The sequence below is a fragment of the Mesorhizobium sp. M7A.F.Ce.TU.012.03.2.1 genome (assembly GCF_004006095.1).
Lineage (GTDB): Bacteria > Pseudomonadota > Alphaproteobacteria > Rhizobiales > Rhizobiaceae > Mesorhizobium.
Window position 1 is genome coordinate 5,996,959 of sequence record NZ_CP034779.1, and the last position, 21,312, is coordinate 6,018,270.

General features: G+C 63.4%; 14 protein-coding genes. 6 read left to right on the forward strand and 8 right to left on the reverse strand.

What is annotated here, in order from left to right; genetic code table 11:
* Positions 1 to 28: 28 nt before the first annotated feature.
* Together EJ079_RS29885 and EJ079_RS33465 are read right to left on the reverse strand one after the other, a co-directional pair.
* A complete protein-coding gene (locus tag EJ079_RS29885) occupies positions 29 to 1,708 on the reverse strand; it encodes an electron transfer flavoprotein-ubiquinone oxidoreductase (protein ID WP_127810910.1) in 1,680 nt (559 codons plus the stop codon).
* A gap of 63 nt (positions 1,709 to 1,771) precedes the next feature.
* Positions 1,772 to 1,918: a hypothetical protein gene (locus EJ079_RS33465; RefSeq protein ID WP_155930595.1), complete on the reverse strand. Its 147-nt coding sequence runs from the start codon at positions 1,916 to 1,918 to the stop codon at positions 1,772 to 1,774.
* A gap of 10 nt (positions 1,919 to 1,928) precedes the next feature.
* On the opposite strand from EJ079_RS33465, the gene EJ079_RS29890 reads away from it, so the two are divergent.
* From EJ079_RS29890 to EJ079_RS29900, 3 genes are all read left to right on the forward strand, one after another.
* Complete coding sequence (locus EJ079_RS29890) at positions 1,929 to 2,573, forward strand: hypothetical protein (RefSeq protein WP_127810911.1); 645 nt, start codon at positions 1,929 to 1,931, stop codon at positions 2,571 to 2,573.
* Positions 2,574 to 2,816: 243 nt separating this feature from the next.
* Positions 2,817 to 3,686, forward strand: coding sequence for a uracil-DNA glycosylase (locus EJ079_RS29895; protein ID WP_164873876.1), 870 nt, complete (start codon positions 2,817 to 2,819; stop codon positions 3,684 to 3,686).
* A gap of 143 nt (positions 3,687 to 3,829) precedes the next feature.
* The gene (locus tag EJ079_RS29900) at positions 3,830 to 4,642 is read left to right on the forward strand and encodes a helix-turn-helix transcriptional regulator (RefSeq protein WP_127810913.1); all 813 of its coding nucleotides are present in this window, start codon (positions 3,830 to 3,832) and stop codon (positions 4,640 to 4,642) included.
* Here the strand turns inward: EJ079_RS29900 and EJ079_RS29905 are convergent, their stop codons facing one another.
* Positions 4,643 to 5,620, reverse strand: a complete 978-nt coding sequence (locus tag EJ079_RS29905) for a DMT family transporter (protein ID WP_127810914.1) — start codon at positions 5,618 to 5,620, stop codon at positions 4,643 to 4,645.
* Positions 5,617 to 7,923: a xanthine dehydrogenase family protein molybdopterin-binding subunit gene (locus EJ079_RS29910; protein WP_127810915.1), complete on the reverse strand. Its 2,307-nt coding sequence runs from the start codon at positions 7,921 to 7,923 to the stop codon at positions 5,617 to 5,619. The genes EJ079_RS29905 and EJ079_RS29910 overlap by 4 nt, the downstream gene beginning before the upstream one ends.
* Before the next feature lie 156 nt (positions 7,924 to 8,079).
* Here EJ079_RS29910 and pepN point away from each other — a divergent pair, with 156 nt between their 5' ends.
* From pepN to EJ079_RS29925, 3 genes are all read left to right on the forward strand, one after another.
* Complete coding sequence (gene pepN / locus EJ079_RS29915) at positions 8,080 to 10,725, forward strand: aminopeptidase N (RefSeq protein ID WP_127810916.1); 2,646 nt, start codon at positions 8,080 to 8,082, stop codon at positions 10,723 to 10,725.
* 183 nt (positions 10,726 to 10,908) lie between these two features.
* Positions 10,909 to 13,230: a PAS domain-containing sensor histidine kinase gene (locus EJ079_RS29920; RefSeq protein ID WP_127810917.1), complete on the forward strand. Its 2,322-nt coding sequence runs from the start codon at positions 10,909 to 10,911 to the stop codon at positions 13,228 to 13,230.
* Positions 13,231 to 13,338: 108 nt separating this feature from the next.
* Positions 13,339 to 13,599 (forward strand): type II toxin-antitoxin system prevent-host-death family antitoxin, encoded by a 261-nt coding sequence (locus EJ079_RS29925; RefSeq protein WP_127810918.1) that lies wholly within the window; start codon positions 13,339 to 13,341, stop codon positions 13,597 to 13,599.
* A gap of 492 nt (positions 13,600 to 14,091) precedes the next feature.
* On the opposite strand, the gene EJ079_RS29935 is transcribed toward EJ079_RS29925, so the two are convergent.
* The 4 genes from EJ079_RS29935 to EJ079_RS29950 all read right to left on the reverse strand — a co-directional run bounded on the left by EJ079_RS29935 (position 14,092) and on the right by EJ079_RS29950 (position 21,212).
* Positions 14,092 to 17,046, reverse strand: coding sequence for a bifunctional [glutamine synthetase] adenylyltransferase/[glutamine synthetase]-adenylyl-L-tyrosine phosphorylase (locus EJ079_RS29935; protein WP_127810919.1), 2,955 nt, complete (start codon positions 17,044 to 17,046; stop codon positions 14,092 to 14,094).
* Positions 17,046 to 18,524 (reverse strand): HAMP domain-containing sensor histidine kinase, encoded by a 1,479-nt coding sequence (locus tag EJ079_RS29940; protein WP_127810920.1) that lies wholly within the window; start codon positions 18,522 to 18,524, stop codon positions 17,046 to 17,048. The genes EJ079_RS29935 and EJ079_RS29940 overlap by 1 nt, the downstream gene beginning before the upstream one ends.
* 108 nt (positions 18,525 to 18,632) lie before the next feature.
* Positions 18,633 to 19,307 carry a response regulator transcription factor gene (locus EJ079_RS29945; RefSeq protein WP_023812818.1) on the reverse strand — a complete coding sequence of 225 codons (675 nt, stop codon included), beginning with the start codon at positions 19,305 to 19,307 and terminating at the stop codon, positions 18,633 to 18,635.
* A 351-nt stretch (positions 19,308 to 19,658) separates the two neighbouring features.
* Entirely contained in the window at positions 19,659 to 21,212 is a 1,554-nt protein-coding gene (locus EJ079_RS29950) for a Do family serine endopeptidase (RefSeq protein ID WP_127270962.1), read from the reverse strand.
* Positions 21,213 to 21,312: the final 100 nt, after the last annotated feature.

The window sequence follows — 21,312 nt, forward strand, 5'->3', positions numbered from 1 at the left end:
TCCTTTGCACGCTGTGGCCGGCGCGGGCCTACATGCCCTGGTAGACCGGGCCTTCTCCGCCTTGCGGCGGCACCCAGTTGATGTTCTGGTTCGGGTCCTTGATGTCGCATGTCTTGCAGTGGACGCAGTTCTGCGCGTTGATGACGAAGCGCACATCCTTGGCCGTGGGATCGGCGGCGGCATTGCCGTCCTTGTCGACCCACTCGTAAACCCCGGCCGGACAGTAGCGCGTCGAGGGGCCCGCAAAGACATCGTGCTCGGAACGTTTCTGCAGTTCCATGTCGCCGACAAGCAGGTGGACCGGCTCGTTTTCCTCGTGATTGGTGTTGGACAGGAACACCGAGGACAGCCTGTCGAAGGTCAGCACGCCATCTGGCTTCGGATAGGCGATCTTCTTGTGCCGGGCGGCAGGCTCGAGCGTCGCATAGTCGGCCTTGCCATGCTTCAGCGTGCCGAAGGGCGAGACACCGAACAGCGTGTTCAGCCACATGTCGAGGCCGCCGAGGCCGACACCGACGATCGTGCCGAAGCGCGACCACAGCGGCTTGACGTTGCGCACCTTCTTCAAATCCTTGCCGATGTCGGTCGCGCGCCAGGCTTCCTCGTAGGAAGCGAGTTCGTCGTTGGCGCGCCCGGCACCGATCGCCTCGGCGACATGCTCGGCCGCCAGCATGCCGGACAGCACGGCATTGTGCGAGCCCTTGATGCGCGGCACGTTGACGAAGCCCGCCGCACATCCCATCAGCGCACCACCGGGGAAGGAGAGTTTCGGCACCGACTGCCAGCCGCCCTCGGTGATGGCGCGCGCGCCATAGCCGAGGCGGCTGGCGCCGTCGAAAGTCCCGCTGATCGCCGGATGGGTCTTGAAGCGCTGGAATTCCTCGAAGGGCGACAGATAGGGGTTCTTGTAATTGAGGTGGAGGACGAAGCCGACCGCCACCTGATTGTCCTCGAGATGGTAGAGGAACGAGCCGCCGCCGGTCTTCAAGTCAAGCGGCCAGCCGAAGGAATGCTGGACCAGGCCCGGACGGTGGTTCTCCGGCTTGACCTGCCAGAGTTCCTTCAGGCCGATGCCGTATTTGCCCGGTTCGCGGCCATCGGAAAGCTTGTATCTGGCGATCAACTGCTTGGCGAGCGAGCCGCGAGCGCCCTCCCCGATCAGCACATATTTGCCCATCAGCGCCATGCCGGGTGCGAAACCCGGACCGTGCGTTCCGTCCTTCTCGACGCCCATGTCGCCGGTGACGACGCCGGTGACGGCGCCTTGCTCATTGTAGAGCAGGCCGGCGGCGGCAAAGCCCGGATAGATCTCGACACCGAGCGCTTCGGCCTTGGTCGCCAGCCAGCGGCAGACATTGCCGAGCGAGACGATGTAGTTGCCATGATTGTTCATCAGCGGCGGCATCAGCATGTTGGGCAGGCGAAACGAGCCGGCAGGACCAAGGACCAGGAAATGGTCCGATGTGACCCGCGTCTTGAAGGGATGGCCGTCCTCGTCGCGCCAGCCCGGCAAGAGCCGGTCGATGCCGATCGGATCGACAACGGCGCCGGAGAGGATATGGGCGCCGACCTCACCGCCTTTCTCCAGGACGACGACCGAAAGCTCGGGATTGACCTGCTTGAGGCGGATGGCGGCGGCGAGGCCCGCCGGTCCGGCACCGACGATAACCACGTCGAATTCCATGCTTTCGCGTTCGATGTCGCTCATCAACCCCTCCGCACTGGCTTATCCCATTCGGGTATCTTGCTGGCTCCCGCGCTGCATAGCGCATCAATTGACGACAGGAAACCGGCGCATACGTGACAATGCCGTTTTGGCCAAAAAGTCGCGCATTGCGAGGCTGGAAGACTGCTTTTCGCCCGGCATTGCCTGCGAGGCGCGCGTTTTTAATTGTTCGACGGCTTGCTTATCGGCCATACTTCACGCCATGCGCATTCCTGGGCCAGCCGGCTTTTCATCGACGCGCTTTCTTTTCCCGCCCGGCCGGATCCGCCGGGCGCTCCTTTTGGCCCTTCTGATGCTGGCGCCGCATCTCGCTGCCGCCGACGAAGTGAAGGTCTGGGCGGCAGGCGCCTACTCCTTCTCCGACGAGCTTGGCGGCTTCCGCATCACCGGCGCCTCGGGCATCGGGACGAAGGATGATCCGTTCGTCATCACCGAAGAACTGAATTCGTCAACGCCGGTGACGCTGACGATCCGCACGACAAAGCCGATCCAGGCCTTCGGCAAGGCCGGCGAATTCGCCAACGGCATGATGTATATGCGCATCGAGGTGCTCAACAACAGCGGCCAGGCCTGGGTCGAATTCCAGTTCGAATTGCAGGAGATCCTGAATCGGCCGAGCGTGTTCGGCGACGGGCTTTCCTTCGACCAGCGCAACAAGACGCCGGACAATATCTTATCGAGCAATTTCGCCGATTTCGATCGCGATTTCGAACCCTATGACCGGCTGCTGTTCAGGAATGGCAAGGTCGACCCGCTGAAAACCGCCAGGTTCGAATTCCTGATGACTGATTACACACCGCGATGGACCTTCTATCTGGTGCAGGATCCGCGCATACCAACGGGGTAGAGAAGCGGACGCGGGGACGCGCGCTCCCCCCTCGAGGGGGAAATGTTGCCGAAGGCGACAGAGGGGGTCGGCACGACCGGACGCGACTCCCCTTCGCCGACAGAGGAGGCTGGCGCTCTACGCGCGGCGACCCCCTCTGGCCTGCCGGCCATCTCCCCCTCAAGGAGGGAGATCAGCTTTCACCGCCGCTTTCGCCAATCACCGATGTTGCAAATCGCCTCTCGGCAGACGAATGTGCCAGGCATGACTGCCGCCTCCCCCAACAACCGATCCGACATTGCCGACCTGCTGGCCTTTTATGCCAGCGTGGGCGTCGACGAGGCGCTTGAAGACCAGCCCGTGAACCGGTTTGCCGAGGTTGCGCCAAAGCCCATGGAGCGCGCGGCGGCGTCTTCGGGCGATATCGCCCCACCGCAGCGTTCGACGAATATGTCTCGCCCCGAACCAGGTGACAGATCAAGTGCGCCGCCGGTTGCGCGCCCAACGTCGGCCACCGTTCCCGACGAAGCGCAGGCGGCACTTGCCCGCCAATTGGCGACCACAGCAACGACGCTGGACGAGCTTCGCCAGCACATGGCGGCATTCGAAGGCTGCAATCTCAAGGCCACCGCCAAGAGCCTGGTGTTCGCCGACGGCAACCCGGAAGCCGCCGTGATGCTGGTCGGCGAGGCACCCGGCCGCGACGAGGACATCGAGGGCCTGCCCTTCGTCGGCCGATCGGGCCGGCTGCTCGACCGCATGCTGGCGGCGATCGGGCTCGACCGTACTTCAGTCTATATCGCCAATGTCATTCCCTGGCGGCCGCCGGGCAATCGCACGCCGACGCCGCACGAAACCGAGATCTGCCGGCCGTTCATCGAGCGGCAGATCGAACTGGTCAATCCGAAGGTGCTGATCAACCTTGGCGGCCCGTCAGCCAAGACCTTGCTCAACACCTCGGAAGGCATATTGCGGCTGCGCGGCAACTGGCGCGCCCACACGACGGCGTCCGGCATCGCCATCCCGGCCATGCCGACGCTGCATCCGGCCTATCTCCTGCGAACCCCGTCGCACAAGAAGCTGGCGTGGCGGGATTTTCTCGAAGTCAAGGCGAAGCTGCGCGCACTTGGGTGATTGGCCAATCTCCTCCACGAGGGGGGGAGATTGGCTGTCATCTCCGCTTTCGCCAATCTCCAATGTGGATAGGCGAACGCCGGCAAGAACTATGACCTCAGACGTAATTGAAATGCCCCCCTCTCCAGTCTAACCATGCCCTCATGACAACAGCCCAAACCTCCGCCGGCAGCCTCATTCGCGAGTGGCGCACCCGCCGCCGCATGTCTCAACTCGACCTCGCCATGGAGGCCGAAATCTCGCAGCGGCATCTGAGCTTCGTCGAAAGCGGCCGCGCCGCGCCCTCACGCGACATGGTGCTGCATCTGGCCGAGCAATTGTCGATGCCGCTGAGGCAGCGCAACCAGTTGCTGCTCGCCGCCGGCTTTGCGCCGAGCTTCGGCGAGCGCTCATTGACCGACACCACGATGGCGCCGGCGATGGCGGCGGTCGAGATCGTCCTCAAAGGCCACGAGCCGTTCCCGGCACTCGCCGTCGACCGCCACTGGAACCTGGTTTCGGCCAATGCCGCCATTGCCCCCTTCCTTGCCGATGTCAGCGAGGCTTCGCTGCTGACGCCGCCGGTCAACGTGCTTCGCCTCAGCCTGCATCCCGGCGGCATCGCGCCACGCATCGTCAATCTCCAGGAATGGCGGACGCATCTGCTCGAGCGCCTGAAACACCAGAATGACGCGAGCGGCGACGCGGTGCTGATCGAACTCGAGCGTGAGCTGAGGACTTATCCGTCCGGCTTGAAAGGCAGCCGGCCGGTGTCGGTAGAGCCGAACCCCATCGTGCACCCGCTCAGGCTTGCGCACGGCGACCAGGTGCTGTCGTTCATCAGCACCATCACCGTGTTCGGCACGCCGCTCGACGTGACCCTTTCGGAACTGGCGATCGAATCGTTTTTTCCAGCCGACGAGCAGACGAGGACGGTGCTGGTTCGGTTGGCGAAGGAGCGAGCCGAGCTGTCGTAATCACCCTTCAGGCAAAGATGCCTTGCGCGTGCGGGTCCGCTCCAGGCCAAGCTGGCGTTCGCGCCAGATGATGAAGATGCCGGCGGCGACGACGATCAGGCCGCCGGCAAGCATATGGAGCGTGGCGACGTCGCCGAAGACGAGATAGCCGACGACGACGCCGAGGATCATCGACGTATATTCGAACGGCGCCACGACTGAGGCTTCGGCATGGCGATAGGCTGCCGTCATCAGTATCTGCCCGAGGCCGCCGCAGAAGCCGGCGGCAACAAGGAGAGCCGCCTGGAGCGGCGTCAGCGCCTGCCAGCCGAATGGCAGCGACAGCAGCGACACGACGCTCGCCGTCACCGAAAACCACAGCACGATGGTCGCCGTGCGCTCGCTTTGCACGAGATTGCGCACCAAGAGCATGGCGACGGCCGAGATCGCCGCGGCGACAAGAGCGGCGATGACGCCAAGCACTTCCTGATCGTCGAGCGCCTCGTCGGAACTCAGCAGCGTCAGTTCCGGCCAGGAGATGATCAGCACGCCGACCAAGCCGACCGCGACCGCGCTCCAGCGATAGACACGGATGGCCTCGCCGAGGAAGATGGAGCTGAACACCACCACCAGCAGCGGCTGCGCGTAGTTCAGCGTGATCGCTTCCGGCAGCGGCAGCCGGGTCAACGCAAAAAAGCCGAGCCCCATGGCGCAGACGCCGACCAGGCCGCGGGCGATGTGGTTGAACGGACGCTTGGTGGTGAAGGCAGTGCCGAGTTCTTTCCTGAAGGCCAGGAAGGCGATGATCGGGAAGATAGCGAAGAAAGAGCGGAAGAAGACAATCTGGCCGGCCGGAACCGTGCCTGCGGCTTTGATGCAGGTCTGCATGCCGACGAAGACCGCCACCGACACGATCTTGAACATGATGCCGGTTAGCGTGTCGTGCCCGCCGGCATCACCGCTGGCTGTGGCCGGGGGGCTGCCGGGGCCTGCTGTCACGCTCCCGACGCTTCTCGGATGGTCGCCCAGATACGCGCCGGCGTTGCCGGCATGTCGATGTGCTTGACGCCATAGGCGCGCCAGAGCGCGTCAGTCACCGCATTGAGTGCCGCCGGCGTCGAGCCGATGGTGCCGGCCTCGCCCGCGCCCTTGATGCCGAGTGCATTGGTGGTCGAAGGCACGTTGCGGGTCTCGAAATGGAAGAACGGGAAATTGTCGGCGCGCGGCATGGCGTAATCCATGAAGCTCGCCGTCAAAAGCTGTCCGTCCTCGCCATAGATGGTGTCCTCGGTCAGTGCCTGGCCGATGCCTTGCACGACGCCGCCATGCACCTGGCCGGCGAGCAGGATCGGGTTCACGGTGACGCCGAAATCGTCGACGATGGTGTAGCGGACGATCTCGGTCGCGCCGGTGTCGGGATCGATCTCGACCTCGCAGATATGAGTGCCGTTGGGATAGGTGCATTCGTCCTGCACGAACTCGCCAAAGCCCTTGAGATCATCCGGCGTCTTGGCGGCCTTGGCGATGGCGGAAAAATCGATCGAGCGATCGGTGCCGACGATGCGGGCAACACCATCAGACAGCTCAATGTCGCCGGCCGAGGCTTCAAGCTCGTCGGCGGCGATGCGCTTGATCTTGTTGGCCAGATCCTCGCCCGCGCGGGAAGCCGATACACCCCCCAGCGGTATGGAGCGCGAGCCGCCGGTGCCGCCGCCGGCCTTCAATTCATCGGTATCGCCCTGGCGGACATGGATCTTGTCGATGTCGAGATTGAGCTTTTCCGACAGGAACTGGGCATAGGCGGTGGCGTGCCCCTGTCCGTTGGTCTGGGTGCCGATCTTCAGCGTCACCGTGCCATCGCCGTTGAGTTCGACGAAGGCCGGTTCGGAGCCCGGAAAGGCACAGGCCTCGATATAGGTCGCCATGCCGAGGCCGCGGATTTTTCCGCCGGCCTTCGATTGCGCCAGCCGCTCGGGAAACGCTTTCCATTCGGATTGCTCAATAGCGCGCTCCATATGGCCTTCGAATTCACCGGTGTCGTAGAGGCGGCCGGTCTGCGTCCGGTAGGGAAATTGCTCCGGCCGGATGAAGTTGCGGCGGCGGATCTCCTCGACAGGCAGGCCGAGATCGTGGGCGCAGGCATCGACCAGCTTTTCCAGCAGGAAGGCTGCTTCCGGACGGCCGGCACCGCGATAGGCATCGACCGGGCAGGTGTTGGTGTAGAGGCCGGTCACCGAGACGTCGAGCGCCTGGATATCGTAGACACCGGTCGACATGGTGACGCCGATATAGGGGATGAACGGGCCGTATTGCGAGATATAGGCGCCGATGTTGGCGAGCAGGTCCACCTTCATGCCGAGAAAGCGGCCGTCCTTGTCCAGCGCCATCTCAGCCGTGACGAAATTGTCGCGGCCTTGCGCGTCGGTCAGGAAGTGCTCCGTGCGGTCACCGGCCCATTTCACCGGGCGGCCAAGCCGCTTTGCCGCTTCCAGCACCAGCGGATATTCGCGGTAGACGAAGCTCTTCGGCCCGAAACCACCGCCGACATCAGGCGTGATGACGCGCAGCTGGTCCTTCTTGATCTTGAACACGCTGGCCAGGATATACTGCATGGAGTGCACGCCTTGCGACCCGGTGGTCAGCACGAAGCGCTTCTCCTCGACGTTCCATTCGCCGATCGCGGAGCGCGGCTCCATGTAGTTGCACACCAGCCGGTTGTTGACGAACTCGATGCGGGTGACATGGGCGGCCTTGGCGAAAGCCGCTTCGTTCTTTTTCTTGTCGCCCATGTGGTAGCTGAAGGCGCGGTTGGAACCAAGCTCCGGCCAGACCAGCGGCGTGCCTTCGGCCAATGCCGTTGCCGTCCCGGAGGCCGCATCTTCGCCGTCATAGTCGACATCGATCAGTTCGGCGGCATCCTGCGCCCGGGCTCGGCTGTCGGCGACGACGAAGGCAACGGCATCGCCGACATAGTTGACGCGGTCGCCGCACAGGATCGGGATGTCGCGCGTCGGAGCCTTGGTGCCGTCCGGCTGTTCCTGCATGACGCCGGATTTCAGATCGCCGAGATGGGCAAGATCCTTGCCGGTCAGCACCAGATGGACGCCAGGTGCCGTCTTCGCCGCCTCGGTCGAACCGATGGTGAAGCTGGCCTTGGCGACCGGCGAGCGCAGGACATAGCCATGCAGGACGCCAGCCGGCTGGATGTCGTCGGTATAGCGGCCCTGGCCCTGGATGAAGGCGGCATCCTCGCGCCGCAGCACGGATGCGCCCATGCCGAATTTCGGTGTGACGACGGTCATGGGTGCCTCGTGATGATGACAGGAGAAGGAACGCCTGAAATAGGCATTGCCTCAGTTTTGTCGAGGGGCCGTTTCGTGTAAAGAGCGCGGACTTCAAATTTCTTGGACCAGCGGACACAATCCGCCGCCAACGCAATCGACAGGAAAACCCACGGAATGCGCACGGACACCGGCCAGGTCTTCAAACTCGAAGACTATCGCCCCAACGACTACCTCATTCCGAAAACCGACCTTACCTTCCGCCTTTCGCCAGACGCAACGCGTGTCACCGCCGTCCTCACGATAGAGCGCCGTGACGACGTCTCCGTGTCGGCACCGTTGGTGCTCGACGGCGACGGGCTGACGCTCAAGCGCATCGAGATCGACGGCAAGAAGGTAAAACCGGCGGATCTGCTGGCGACGCCTGACCGGTTGACAATCCTCAAGCCACCGGCGGCGCGTCGCTTCCAGTTGCTCATAGAGACCGAGGTGGCGCCGGCGGGCAACGAAGCCCTGATGGGCCTCTACCGCTCGAGCAATGTCTACTGCACGCAATGCGAAGCGGAGGGCTTTCGCCGCATCACCTATTTCCTCGATCGTCCCGACATCCTGTCCGTCTACACGGTGCGCATCGAGGCAATGCGTGACGAAGCGCCGCTGCTCCTGTCCAACGGCAACCCGGTCGACAGAGGCGACCTCGGCGACGGCCGGCACTATGCCGTGTGGCACGACCCTTTCCCCAAGCCGTCCTATCTGTTCGCGCTGGTGGCCGGCAATCTCGGCCGGCTTGCGGACAGTTTCGTCACGCTATCGGGCCGCACGGTCGAACTCGGCATCTATGTCGAGCCCGGCAAGGAGAAGCTGGCCGGCTACGCGATGGATGCCCTGAAGCGGTCGATGAAATGGGACGAGGAGGCATTCGGCCGCGAATACGATCTCGACGTCTTCAACATTGTCGCCGTGTCCGACTTCAACATGGGCGCGATGGAGAACAAGGGCCTCAACATCTTCAACGACAAATATGTGCTGGCCGACCGGGAGACCGCGACGGACGCCGATTTCGCCAATATCGAGGCGATCATAGCGCACGAGTATTTCCACAATTGGACAGGCAACAGAATCACTTGCCGCGACTGGTTCCAGCTCTGCCTGAAGGAAGGCCTGACGGTTTTCCGCGACCACGAATTCTCCGCCGACCAGCGTTCGCGCGCGGTCAAGCGCATCGCCGAAGTGCGCACCTTGCGCGCCCACCAGTTTCCCGAGGACCAGGGTCCGCTGGCGCATCCGGTGCGGCCGCGCCGCTACCGCGAGATCAACAATTTCTACACCGCCACGGTCTACGAGAAGGGCTCTGAAGTGGTGCGCATGATCCGCACAATTCTCGGTGCCGACGTCTTTCGCGCCGGCATGGACCTCTATTTCGAGCGGCACGACGGTGACGCAGCGACGATCGAGGATTTCATCAAGGTGTTCGAGGATGCGTCCGGCCGCGACCTGTCGCAGTTCGCGCTCTGGTATCATCAGGCAGGCACGCCGAACCTGACGATCAGTTCGACGCACAATCCGGCGGCGCAAGAGTTCACGCTCGAAATCGAGCAGTCGGTACCGCCGACACCCTCCGAAAGCCGCAAGCGGCTGATGCACATCCCGCTGGCTTTCGGCCTGATCGGCGCCGGCGGCAAGCCTGTGCCGTATAGCGGCGTCGAGGGCGCCAGCGTCGAGGACGGCGTCATCCATATCCGCAAGCGTCGCCACATGGTGCGGTTTTCAGGCGTCACCGAGCGCCCGGCCGTGTCGCTCAACCGCGGCTTTTCGGCGCCGGTGACATTGTCCGTCGAGCAGAAAGCCGACGACCAGTTCTTTCTCGCCCGCCATGACAGCGACGCCTTTTCGCGCTGGCAGGCCTTCAATACTTTGCTGACCGATGCACTGATCACCGCCTTCCGCGAGATCCTCGGCGGCAAGCAGCCGGCCTTTGCACCGCGGCTGATCGAACTCGCCGGCAGCATCGCCGGCGACGAGACGCTGGAGCCGGCCTATCGAGCACTGGCGCTGGCATTGCCCGGCGAAGCCGACATCGCCCGCGACATCGGCCGGAACATCGACCCCGATGCTATCTATGCGGCTCGCGAGGCACTGGCGTTGGCGATCGGCACTGCGAACCGGGACGTTTTTTCGGGCCTTTACCGCGGCCTTGCAGACAAAGCAGCGTTCAGCCCCGACGCGGCGAGCGCCGGACGACGCGCCTTGCGCAACACTTTGCTGGATTATCTGTCGCTGCAGCCGGGTGGAGCAGCACTCGCCGCCAGGCATTTCCAGTCGGCGACCAACATGACCGACCGCGCGGCAGCACTTGCCGTGCTCGCGCATCGTCACCACGGTTCGCCCGAGGCGGTCGAGGCGCTGGCGGCTTTCGAGACGACCTATGGGTCCGACCCGCTGGTCATGGACAAATGGTTCCAGATCCAGGCCAGCGTTCCGGGGCCGCAAACCGTCGACACCGTGAAGGCCCTGACCAACCATCCGGCCTTCTCGATGGGCAATCCGAACCGGGTTCGCTCGCTGATCGGCACCTTCTCCAGCGCCAACCAGACCGGCTTTCATCGTGCTGACGGCGAAGGCTACTGGTTCTTTGCCCAGACTGTGCTCGAGGTTGAAAAGCGCAACCCGCAAGTGGCGGCCAGGCTGGCTACGGCGCTCAGATCGTGGCGTTCGCTCGAACCTTTGCGGCAGGCGAAGGCCAGGGAAGCGCTGCTGTCGATCGCCGGCGCCGAAAACCTGTCGGCGGATCTGCGGGATATTGTCGAGCGCACGCTGGCGTAGGGATAGTGATCTCCCCCACGAGGGGGGAGATCGACCATTTCGACGTTATTTTAGTCGATTTTTAATCTTTTTTGGCCGGACCACTGGACAAGGCGAATCACCTTTGATTCTTTACTGACGATTCGGATGTGCGGCGTTTGCCGGATCGCCAAGCAGCATAGGCAAATTCGGGGAGTGCCATTTATGGCGAAGGCGGACGCGTGGGGCGCGCCCGGAGGGACGGCTTTTGCGCGTCGTGAGACGCGCGGCGACGGTCTTGCCGGGAATACGCGGCTCATCGCCGAACCGGCCTATCGACGGCTTCTGGCCGCCGAGCCGCTGCTGCGCCGATCGATACCCGTCCTCATCATCACCTTCCTGATCGTCATCGCGGCGCTGCGCGTGCTGTCGCTGATGAACGAGCGCGACGATGTCGAGCGCAATGCCAAGGCGATCCTGACGCTGGCGGCGGGCCAATTGGCCAGTTCGCTCGCCACCACCTCGGAAACGATGCCCGGCGCCATACAGGACCTGCTGGAGACCACCAGCCGTCAGGGCGCGATGGGCCGCAGCCATGTGCTTGTCATCACCGACAGCGCTTTCAAGATCGTCGCGGTGACGCCGCGCTCCATGCCATGGCAGGGCCATTCACTCGACGGCCTCGTCGAGGGCGGCCAGCCCTTGTTCATGTTCGGCGATCGTGCCGGCGTCATGGACGTCAACATCGACGGACGGGATTGGTACGCGGCGGTCAGCCTGGCGGATGGCGGAAAGGGCGCATCGGCGGCCCTGGTGCCACAGGACGCGGTTTTCGATGCCTGGCGCAAGACCGTTTCACTGAACGTCACCCTGTTCGTGCTGACGGCCGGCGTGCTGATCGTCATCCTCTATGCCTATTTCGGCCAGGCGGCACGTGCGCAGGCGGCTGACCGCATCTATCTCGAAGCGCATCAGCGCATCGATATGGCGCTGGTGCGCGGCCGCTGCGGCCTGTGGGACTGGGACATGGTGCGCGGCAAGATGTACTGGTCGCGCTCGATGTACGACATGCTCGGCTACAAGCCCTGCGACACGATGCTGTCCTTCGGCGAGGTCGATCAGATCATCCATCCCGAGGACGGTGACCTGTTCGAACTCGCCAACAGAATTGTCGCACGCGAGATCGATCATATCGACCAGGTGTTCCGGATGCGGCATTCCGACGGCCAATGGGTCTGGATGCGCGCACGGGCACAGGTCATCGATCCGGAAGCGCCGGAGATCCAGCTGATCGGCATTGCCGTCGACGTCACCGAACAGCGTCATCTGGCGCTGCGTTCCGAGGCTGCCGACCTTCGCCTCAGGACGGCGATCGAGAACATCAACGAATCCTTCGTGCTGTGGGATTCGACGCAGCGCCTGATCATGTGCAATTCCAAATACCAGCAGGACAATGGGCTTTCGGACCGCGACGTGATGCCGGGCACCGCGCGCGCGGCGCTGGAAGAACGCATGCTGGCCTTTGCTTCCGAACGGCGGCTCGCCCACACCAGCGGCCTGCAGGGCGGCGCCACTTTCGAGCGCCAGCTGGCCGACGGCCGCTGGCTGCAGGTCAACGAACTGAAGACCCGGGACGGCGGCATCGTCTCGGTCGGCTCCGACATCACCCAGATCAAGCTGCACCAGGAGAAGCTGGTCGACAGCGAGCGCCGGCTGATGGCGACGATCCATGATCTCAGCCTGGCGCGGCGGGCCGAAGAGGAGCGTTCGCGCGAACTGGTCGACCTCAACCGCAAATACATGAAGGAAACCGAACGCGCCGAAGCGGCGAACCGGGCCAAATCCGAGTTCCTGGCCAACATGTCGCATGAGTTACGCACGCCGCTGAACGCCATCATCGGCTTCTCCGAACTGATGGAACAGGGGCTGTTCGGCCCGCTCGGATCGGAGCGCTACGAGGAATATGCCACCGACATCAACAGCAGCGGCAAATATCTCCTGGGCGTCATCAACGACATTCTCGACATGTCCAAGATCGAAGCCGGCCAGTTTTCGCTGGACCGGGAAGAGATCGACCTCGGCCCGCTGATCAGCGAAACCGTACGCGTCGTTTCGCTGCAGGCGGCGCAAAAGGCCATCACCGTGGAAACGCGCATTGCCGATGCGCTGACGCTGGTCGCCGATCGCCGTGCGATCAAGCAGATCGTCATCAACCTTTTGTCCAATGCGGTGAAGTTCACCGGCCAGGGCGGCCACATATCGGTCAGGGCCCGCAACACATCCGGCGCGCTGGTGCTGACGATCGAGGACAATGGCTGCGGCATCCCCAAGGATGCGCTCGGCAAACTCGGACGGCCTTTCGAGCAGGTGCAGAACCAGTTCTCCAAGAGCCATGCCGGGTCCGGCCTTGGTCTTGCCATCTCACGTTCACTGGCCGAACTCCAGGGCGGCGCGCTGAAGATCCGGTCGAGCGAAGGAGTCGGCACGATCGTGTCGGTGCGCATCCCGGTGAAGAAGGCCGCGCCGGCGATCAAGGCCGCAGCCTGAAGATTTCATCACCATTCCAGGCTTGATCCCACCTCGCAGGCCCGAGGTGAGATGCTTTGACAAAACTATCTATTTTATCTATTTTAGATAGAAAAGAGAGGCATTGCTATGCGAGTGACTTCAACAGAATTCCAGCAGAATGTCGGGCGTTTCCAGGACGTTGCCCAGCGTGCGCCGGTCGCAATCACAAAGAATGGCCGGACCCACACGGTACTCCTGTCGGCGGCGATGTTCGAGGTGTTGGTCAAGGGACGAGTCGCCCGTAACGCGGAAGAATTGGACGATGAGACGCTGAACGCCATCGCCGAAAGCGCCGTACCGAGCGAATATGCCGGGCTCGATGCGATGCTTAAAGACTGGACACCGTGAGCCTGCCCAAACCTATCCCGGGTCTGTTGATTTCCTATTCTTACCTCTGGGTGAGAGAACACGAAAAGGGTGCCGAAGAAGGTCGCAAAAACCGACCATGCGCCATTGTCGCCGCGCGCCGGGTCGTGGAGGGCCGTGAAGTTATAACGGTCGTTCCGGTCACACACTCGCCACCGGCTGATCCTGCCGATGCAGTAGAAATACCTGCGCCACTCAAAGCCCATCTCGGCCTCGATGATACGCCGTCATGGATCGTCGTGACCGAAACCAATGACTTCCTCTGGCCGGGTCCCGATCTCAGGCCCATCGCGGGCAGCAAACCGTCCCGATCGACTATGGCATGCTGCCGCCGCGTTTCTATGCCTATCTGCGCGACCGGATTTTGCAGTCTCACGCGAGCCGGGCGCTCCAGCAGATTCGGCGAACAGAGTAGCTGCATGAGACCGGAAGAGCACGAAACGTCTTCGGTTCCAGGGGACGATCGCTTCACGGTCATCCCGTACGAAGCAAAAGATCGAAATCCTTCCTGACCGTCTGCGACGTCTCCTTGAGGTGTGCTTCCAGCACACCGAAATCCGGCAGGTCGGTCACCGCCAGAAGCAGATCCGAAAGCCCCGGCGGAACGTCGTCGCGCTCAAAGGCTCCGGTGAGGCACAGCCGCGTCATCTGGGTCAGTGCAAGATAGAGCGCGTAGGCGTCGCCAAGCTCCTGCCTCACCCCGGCATCGGCGAAGCCCGGTGCCAGGCGCGACAGGATCTCGGCGGTGCCGGTGGCGCGGCGCCCGGTCTCGACCTGCCCGGTAATGACGGCCACCTGGGCGATGAATTCCAGATCGATCAATCCTCCGGGAATAAGCTTGATGTCCCAGAGATCGCGCGGCGGCTTTTCCTTCTCGATCATAGCCCGCATGTCCGCAGCCTCGGCCATCACCTTTGCAGCATCGCGCGGCTGGCCCAGCACCGCCGCTACTTCCGCTTCAACCTCGCCACACAGGCTGGCGTCGCCAGCAATGGCACGGGCGCGGGCCAGCGCCATGTGTTCCCAAGTCCAGGCTTCCTGGCGCTGGTATTTCTTGAAGGCATCGATATGGGTGGCCACCGGTCCCTTGTTGCCGGACGGCCGCAGGCGCAGGTCGAGTTCGTAGAGCACCCCCTCCGCCGTCGGCGCGGACACCGCCGCGATCAGCCTTTGCGTCATGCGGGTGTAGTAATGCGAAGGTGCCAGCGGCTTGTCGCCATCGGACTCTTCGGCATCCGGCGCGTGGTCGTAGAGCAGGATCAGGTCGACGTCCGATCCGGCGGTCAGCTCGCGGCTGCCAAGCTTGCCCATACCGAGCAGCGCAACCACACCGCCGGCAATGGTGCCGTGGCGGGCCGCGAATTCGGCCGTCACCGCCTGCAACGCAGCCTCGATGGTGAGATCCGCCAGATCAGAAAAGGCGCGGCCGGCCCGCGCCGGATCGATCGAGCCGGCGAGCAGCCGGACACCGATCAGGAATTTCTGCTCGGAGGCAAAAATGCGCAGCCGGTCGAGCACATCCTCGTAAAGCCGGTCGCCCTCGACGAAGGCGGAAAGCCGCGCCGACAGATAGGCGCGGTCCGGTAGTTCGGTGAGCAAGGCCGGGTCGAGCAAACCATCGAAGACATGCGGCCTGCGGGTGATGATCGCCGCCAGCCGGGGGGCGGCCCCCATGATCGTCGCCAGAAGCTTCAGCAGGGCAGGATTGGACTGCAGCAGGGAGAACAGCTGGATACCAGCCGGCAGGCCGGCGAGAAACTCGTCGAAGCGCATCAGAGCTTCGTCGGCCCGGCGCGTCTGGCCGAAGGCGCGCAGCAGCGCCGGCGTCAGTTCCGTCAGCCGCTCGCGTGCCTCCGCCGACTGGGTGAGGCGATAGCGGCCGAAATGCCAGCCACGGATGACGCGGCAGATGTCGCTTGGCCGCTGAAAACCGAGCCCGTGCAAGGTCTGCAGCGTATCGGGATCGTCCACATCGCCGGTGAAGACCAGGTTGCCGATGCCGGTCGACAGTTCGGGTGCTGTTTCGAACAGTGCCGCGTAGTGGCGTTCGACCTGCTGCAGCGAGGCACGGAACGCTCGAGAAAAGGCAGAAGCATCGGCAAAGCCGAGCATGCGGGCGATGCGCTCCAGGCCTTCATCATCTTCCGGCAGCGTGTGCGTCTGCTCGTCGGCAACCATCTGCACGGCATGTTCGACGCGGCGCAGGAACCAGTACTGGCGGGCAAGCGCATCGCGCGCCTCGGCGGTGATCCAGCCGCGGGTCGCAAGCTCGCCGAGCATCGGCACGGTCTCGCGGCCACGCAGTTCAGGGAAGCGTCCGCCGGCGATGAGCTGCTGGGTCTGGACGAAGAACTCGATCTCTCGAATGCCGCCGCGGCCAAGCTTGACGTTGTGGCCCTTGACCGCAATCTCGCCATGGCCCTTGTGGGCGTGGATCTGGCGCTTGATCGAATGGACGTCGGCAATCGCCGCATAATCCATGTATTTGCGCCAGATATAGGGCTGCAACTCCTTGAGGAAGGCCGCACCCGCGGCCAGATCGCCTGCCACCGGGCGTGCCTTGATCATCGCGGCGCGCTCCCAGTTCTGGCCGCGTGCCTCATAGTAGCGCAGTGCCGCCTCGACCGGGATCGCCAGCGGTGTCGAACCGGGGTCTGGGCGCAGTCTCAGATCGGTGCGGAAGACATAACCGTGTTCGGTGCGGTCCTGCAGGATGCGCACCAGGCGGCGCGTCAGCCTCGAAAACAACTCGGTGGCATCGAGCGGATCGACGACGGCGGGCGCTTCCGGATCGAAGAAAACCACCAGATCGATGTCGGAGGAAAAATTCAGCTCATGCGCGCCGAGCTTGCCCATGCCGAGCAGGATCCAGCCCGACTGTTTCGACGGATTGCCGACATCCGGCAGTTTGAGTTTGCCCTGGCCATGCGCGTCACGCAGCAGGAAGTCGACGGCCGCACGGGTGCAGGCGTCTGCAAGATCGCTCAATCGCCGGACCGTCAGCGCCGTTTCGGCCTCGCCGGCAAGATCGGCCAGCGCGATGAGGAAATGCGCCTCCGCCTTCCACTGGCGCAGCTCCATCATCAAGCCGGATTCCGAGACTGCTTCGGCTAGATGCACCTGGTCGATGGCGGCGCCGATCACCTTCAGTCGAGCCTCGATCGTCTGCTCGAACAGCCCGTCCAGGATTTGCGGCCGGCGGCGTGCCGTATCGCGCAGGAACGGCGACAGATCGAAGACGGCGGCGAGGAAATCCTGGCCCTCGCCCTTGCCGGCCAGGAACTTGGCCAGCCGCGTCAGCCTCTCTTCGCGCGCGGCGGAAGCGATCTCGGCCAGTTCCAGCCGCGCACGCTCCTTGTCGAGCGGGGCAAGCCTGGCAGCCGGCTTCAGCAGCCATCCAGTCTCCACCCGCTTGGCTGAAGTGCTCATCAGTGATCCTCCCGAGCCGGGAAACTCATGACCACGGATAGTCCAGGATTGCCAGGCAAGAGTTCAAGCCGGCCATTGTGGAACGTCATGACCGCCTTGGCGAGGCTGAGGCCAAGACCGGAACCCGGCTGCGAACGGCTCTTCTCCAGCCGCACGAAACGTTCCGTGGCCCGCGCCCGGTCGCCATCGTCGGGAATGCCGTGTCCATTGTCGGCAACCGACAGGCGAACGTCCGTACCGGCTCGCTCGAGCGTGACGCGCACCGCCGGCTGGGCATTGGCGCCGGTCGAATATTTGATGGCGTTGTCGACGATGTTCGACAGCGCCTGACCGATCAGTTCGCGGTTGCCGTTGACGGACACCGCGTCGCGCGCGTCTGCTTCCAGCGACACGCCTGCCTCTTCCGCCACCGGCTCGTAAAGCTCGACAACGTCGCGCACGGCCTCCGCCAGATCGACGCGGTTGGTGTTCTCCGAGGAGTAGCCAGCCTCCAGCCGGGAGATCATCAGGATGGCGTTAAACGTTTTTATCAGCTGGTCCGACTCGGCAATAGTGCCTTCCAGCGCCTGCCGGTAATCGGTGGGCTTTTGCTTGCCCGAAAGCGTCGCTTCGGCCCGGTTGCGGAGCCGGGTCAGCGGCGTCTTCAGATCATGCGCGATGTTGTCGGAAACCTGCTTCAGGCCTTCATTCAGCGTGGCGATCCTGGCCAGCATGGCATTGAGATTTTCGGAGAGCCGGTCGAACTCATCGCCAACCCCCGTCACCGGCAGCCTGCCCGACAGATCGCCGCCCATAATGCGGCGGCTGGCTTCCGACACGCTGTCGATGCGCTTCAGCGCGGCGCGGCCGACAAAAAACCAGATCAGCAATCCGCCCAGCCCCATCATGCCGAGCGCCAGCATCAGCGCACGGCGGATGACCGCACGAAACCGTTCCGGCTCGCCAAGGTCGCGGCCGACCAGCATGATCATCTGGTTCGGCAACCGCAGCACCAGCGCAATGGCGTTGTGGCCCTTTTCGCCCTGCGCCTGCGCATCGTTCTGCTCGGATTGGGTGGTGGTGCCCTGCTCGGCGGGAAGGTTGCGCAGGCGCTCGAGCTCTCCCTCGCCAAAACGCTGATAAGAGAACGGACTGCTGGTCCAGCCTTCGGTTTCGAGAACGCCCGGCTCCAGGCTCTGCACATTGCCGGTCAGGATCTGTCCGTTGGCGTCGGCGATCAGATAGAGGTTGGCGCCGGGCTGGCGCGAGCGGGCCTCGACTACACGGACCAACACCGGCAGACCGCCACGTTGATAGGCGCGAGCCAGACCGAGCACCTCGTCATTGATGGTGTCCTGTGTCTGCCCGGTCAGCATGCGCGCCGACAACGAGGTCATGTAGAAGACGAGCGCCACCGCGCAGAGCGCGAAGAGCAGGAGGTAGAGCGCCGAAAGCCGCGCTGCCGTCGTCTTCATGATGGCTGGCACGGAAAGAGCCATGCCGCAGCTAGATCAGCATGAGGTTTGGTCGAATCGTCATGCCGATCTAGCTCTTTGTTGGAGCATGATCTTTTCCGAAAACCGGTTCCCACTTTTCGGGATCATACTCTAGCCGCTCTTCAGCATATAGCCGGCGCCGCGAACCGTATGCAGGATGGGCTTGTCGAAGCCCTTCTCGATCTTGCCGCGCAGCCGCGAGACATGGACGTCGATGACATTGGTCTGCGGATCGAAATGATAGTCCCAGACATTTTCGAGCAGCATGGTGCGCGTCACCACTTGGCCGGCATGCCGCATCAGATATTCGAGCAAGCGGAATTCACGCGGCTGCAGCGTTATCTCGCGTGACGCACGGCGTACCGAATGCGACAGCCTGTCGAGTTCGAGATCGCCGACGCGGTAGACGGTTTCGGCTTCCTTGGCGCTGGCGCGACGGTTCAGAACCTCGACGCGGGCGAGAAGTTCGGAGAAGGCATAGGGCTTTGTCAGGTAATCGTCGCCGCCGGCGCGTAGACCCGTGACCCTATCATCGACCTCGCCGAGCGCCGACAGGATCAGCACCGGCGTTGTGTTGCCCCTGGACCGGAGACCGGCAATGACCGACAGGCCGTCGCGACGCGGCATCATCCGGTCGATCACCATCACGTCGTAGTCGCCGGCGTCGGCGAGCGCAAAGCCGGTTTCGCCGTCACCAGCGACATGCGCGGTGTGACCGGCCTCGGCAAAGGCTTTCTGCAAGTAATCCGCAGCCTCGCGATCGTCTTCTATGACGAGAATCTTCATAGGGCTGTTATACGCGATTTCGCCGGAAGGTTGAGTGGCAGACATCTGCATTGTGGCCTTTGCCAAAGCGCACCGCGATCAAGATTGCCGAAGCCGTACGCGATAAAGCTGCTCGCTGCCGATGTCATTTTGCGTCGGATCGCGGAAGCGCTTTTGAAAGTGTGCGGCAGCGGACGATGGGAAGCCCGCTGCCGCCGGGGGAAGGCGCGATGACTGACTAACGCGCGCTTCTCCATGCTTTCCCCTACGGCGGCTCGGGGGTGTTGAAACTGCCGCACTGGAAAAGTCCAACGTGCCGCCGGAACGCCCTCACCCACCTGGAAAGGCCGAGAGATCGCTCCGGGGCCAACCTCAGCCCTTGGCGACGGGCAGCGCGACGAAACGATTGGTGTCGTCGCGGGTGATCTGCATCAGCACTGCCTTGCGGCCGGATTTGACTGCATCGGTCATCGCCTTGGTGACGTCGTCGGTGCCGTTCACTTCGGTCGAATTGACCGATGTGATGACGTCGCCCGGCTGGATACCGCGATCGGCGGCATCGCTGTCGGGATCGACATCGGTCACCACCAGTCCCTTGCCGTTTTCAGACTTGGTAACGGTCAGGCCGAGATCGGCCAGCGTGTCGGGCTTGGCCGGGGCGGCGGGCTGCTGCTGGTCGACAGAGGCCTGCTTGTCGCTCGAGGGCAGTTTGCCGAGATCGACCTTGACCGTCTGGCTCTTGCCGTCGCGCCACACGGTGACGTCGACCGACTTGCCAGGCGAATAGGCGCCGATCAGCCGGGCCAGTTCCTTCGGCGAAGCGACATCCTTGCCGTCGACCTGGGTGATCACGTCACCGGCCGTGATGCCCGCCTTCTTGCCGGGACCATCGTCCTGGGCACTGGAAACCAGTGCGCCGTTGTTGGACTTCAGACCAAGCGACTCAGCGATGTCGGAGGTGACCGGCTGGATTTCCACACCGAGCCAGCCCCGCTGCACGGAACCGCTCTTCATCAGGTCCTGAACGACCTGCTTGGCGGTCGAAGCGGGAATGTCGAAGGCGATGCCGACGCTGCCGCCGGATGGCGAGAAGATCGCGGTGTTGATGCCGACGACCTGGCCGTTGAGGTTGAAGGTCGGACCGCCAGAATTGCCGCGGTTGACCGATGCGTCGATCTGGATGAAGTCGTCATAAGGGCCAGCGCCGATGTCACGGCCGCGGGCGGAGACGATGCCGGCGGTGACGGTTCCACCAAGGCCGAACGGATTGCCGACGGCCACCACCCAGTCGCCGACGCGAACCTTGGAGTCATCGGCGAAGTCGACATAGGTAAACTTGCCGACGCCGTCGACCTTAAGCACGGCGAGATCGGTGCGCGGGTCGGTGCCGACCAGCTTGGCGTCGAGTTCCTTGCCGTCATGCATCACCACGGTGAAGGCCGAGCCTTCCGAAACAACGTGATTGTTGGTGACGAGATAGCCGTCATCCGAGATGAAGAAGCCCGAGCCCTGGGCAACCGGCCGCGGCTGGTCGTTGTTGCGGTCGCGGTGGCTGAAGCGCCTGTTGCCGCCACCCTGGCCGTCCTGGTCACCAAAGCCACGGAATTCCTTGAAGAAGCGGCGCAGCTGTGGATTGTTGGGCAGGTTGTTCATGCCATCCTGGTCGTCGGACGGGTCGGAGCCATCATCGGCGGCCGGGCTGATCTTGGCCTTGACCTTGACACTGACAACGGCGGGAGAAACGCGCTCGACGACATCGGCGAAGCCCGGCACCTGCGGCGCCTCGACGCGTACGGCATCGGCCAGAACAGGGCTGGTTCCGCTGGTCAGCGCGCCAACGCCGATCGCACCGGCCACGGCGACAGATGCGACGGCAGCCATGAGACGCTTGCGGGTGACGGAATATGAATTGGGGGCAATATTCATGGATCTCTTATCCTCTTTCAACGGACGCTGCTTGGTCGGCATCCTCGGAAAGGAGAATTAGAGCGGCACACATTACAGCGCCATTTCCGACACATGAAAC

Bases quoted from the DNA above. Each gene is read 5' to 3' on its own strand.
- EJ079_RS29910 (WP_127810915.1), bottom strand. From the start codon at position 7,923: ATGACCGTCGTCACACCGAAATTCGGCATGGGCGCATCCGTGCTGCGG.
- EJ079_RS29890 (WP_127810911.1), top strand. From the start codon at position 1,929: ATGCGCATTCCTGGGCCAGCCGGCTTTTCATCGACGCGCTTTCTTTTC.
- EJ079_RS29920 (WP_127810917.1), top strand. From the start codon at position 10,909: ATGGCGAAGGCGGACGCGTGGGGCGCGCCCGGAGGGACGGCTTTTGCG.
- EJ079_RS29885 (WP_127810910.1), bottom strand. From the start codon at position 1,708: ATGAGCGACATCGAACGCGAAAGCATGGAATTCGACGTGGTTATCGTC.
- EJ079_RS29925 (WP_127810918.1), top strand. From the start codon at position 13,339: ATGCGAGTGACTTCAACAGAATTCCAGCAGAATGTCGGGCGTTTCCAG.
- EJ079_RS33465 (WP_155930595.1), bottom strand. From the start codon at position 1,918: ATGGCCGATAAGCAAGCCGTCGAACAATTAAAAACGCGCGCCTCGCAG.
- EJ079_RS29895 (WP_164873876.1), top strand. From the start codon at position 2,817: ATGACTGCCGCCTCCCCCAACAACCGATCCGACATTGCCGACCTGCTG.
- EJ079_RS29900 (WP_127810913.1), top strand. From the start codon at position 3,830: ATGACAACAGCCCAAACCTCCGCCGGCAGCCTCATTCGCGAGTGGCGC.
- EJ079_RS29935 (WP_127810919.1), bottom strand. From the start codon at position 17,046: ATGAGCACTTCAGCCAAGCGGGTGGAGACTGGATGGCTGCTGAAGCCG.
- pepN (WP_127810916.1), top strand. From the start codon at position 8,080: ATGCGCACGGACACCGGCCAGGTCTTCAAACTCGAAGACTATCGCCCC.
- EJ079_RS29950 (WP_127270962.1), bottom strand. From the start codon at position 21,212: ATGAATATTGCCCCCAATTCATATTCCGTCACCCGCAAGCGTCTCATG.
- EJ079_RS29940 (WP_127810920.1), bottom strand. From the start codon at position 18,524: ATGGCTCTTTCCGTGCCAGCCATCATGAAGACGACGGCAGCGCGGCTT.
- EJ079_RS29945 (WP_023812818.1), bottom strand. From the start codon at position 19,307: ATGAAGATTCTCGTCATAGAAGACGATCGCGAGGCTGCGGATTACTTG.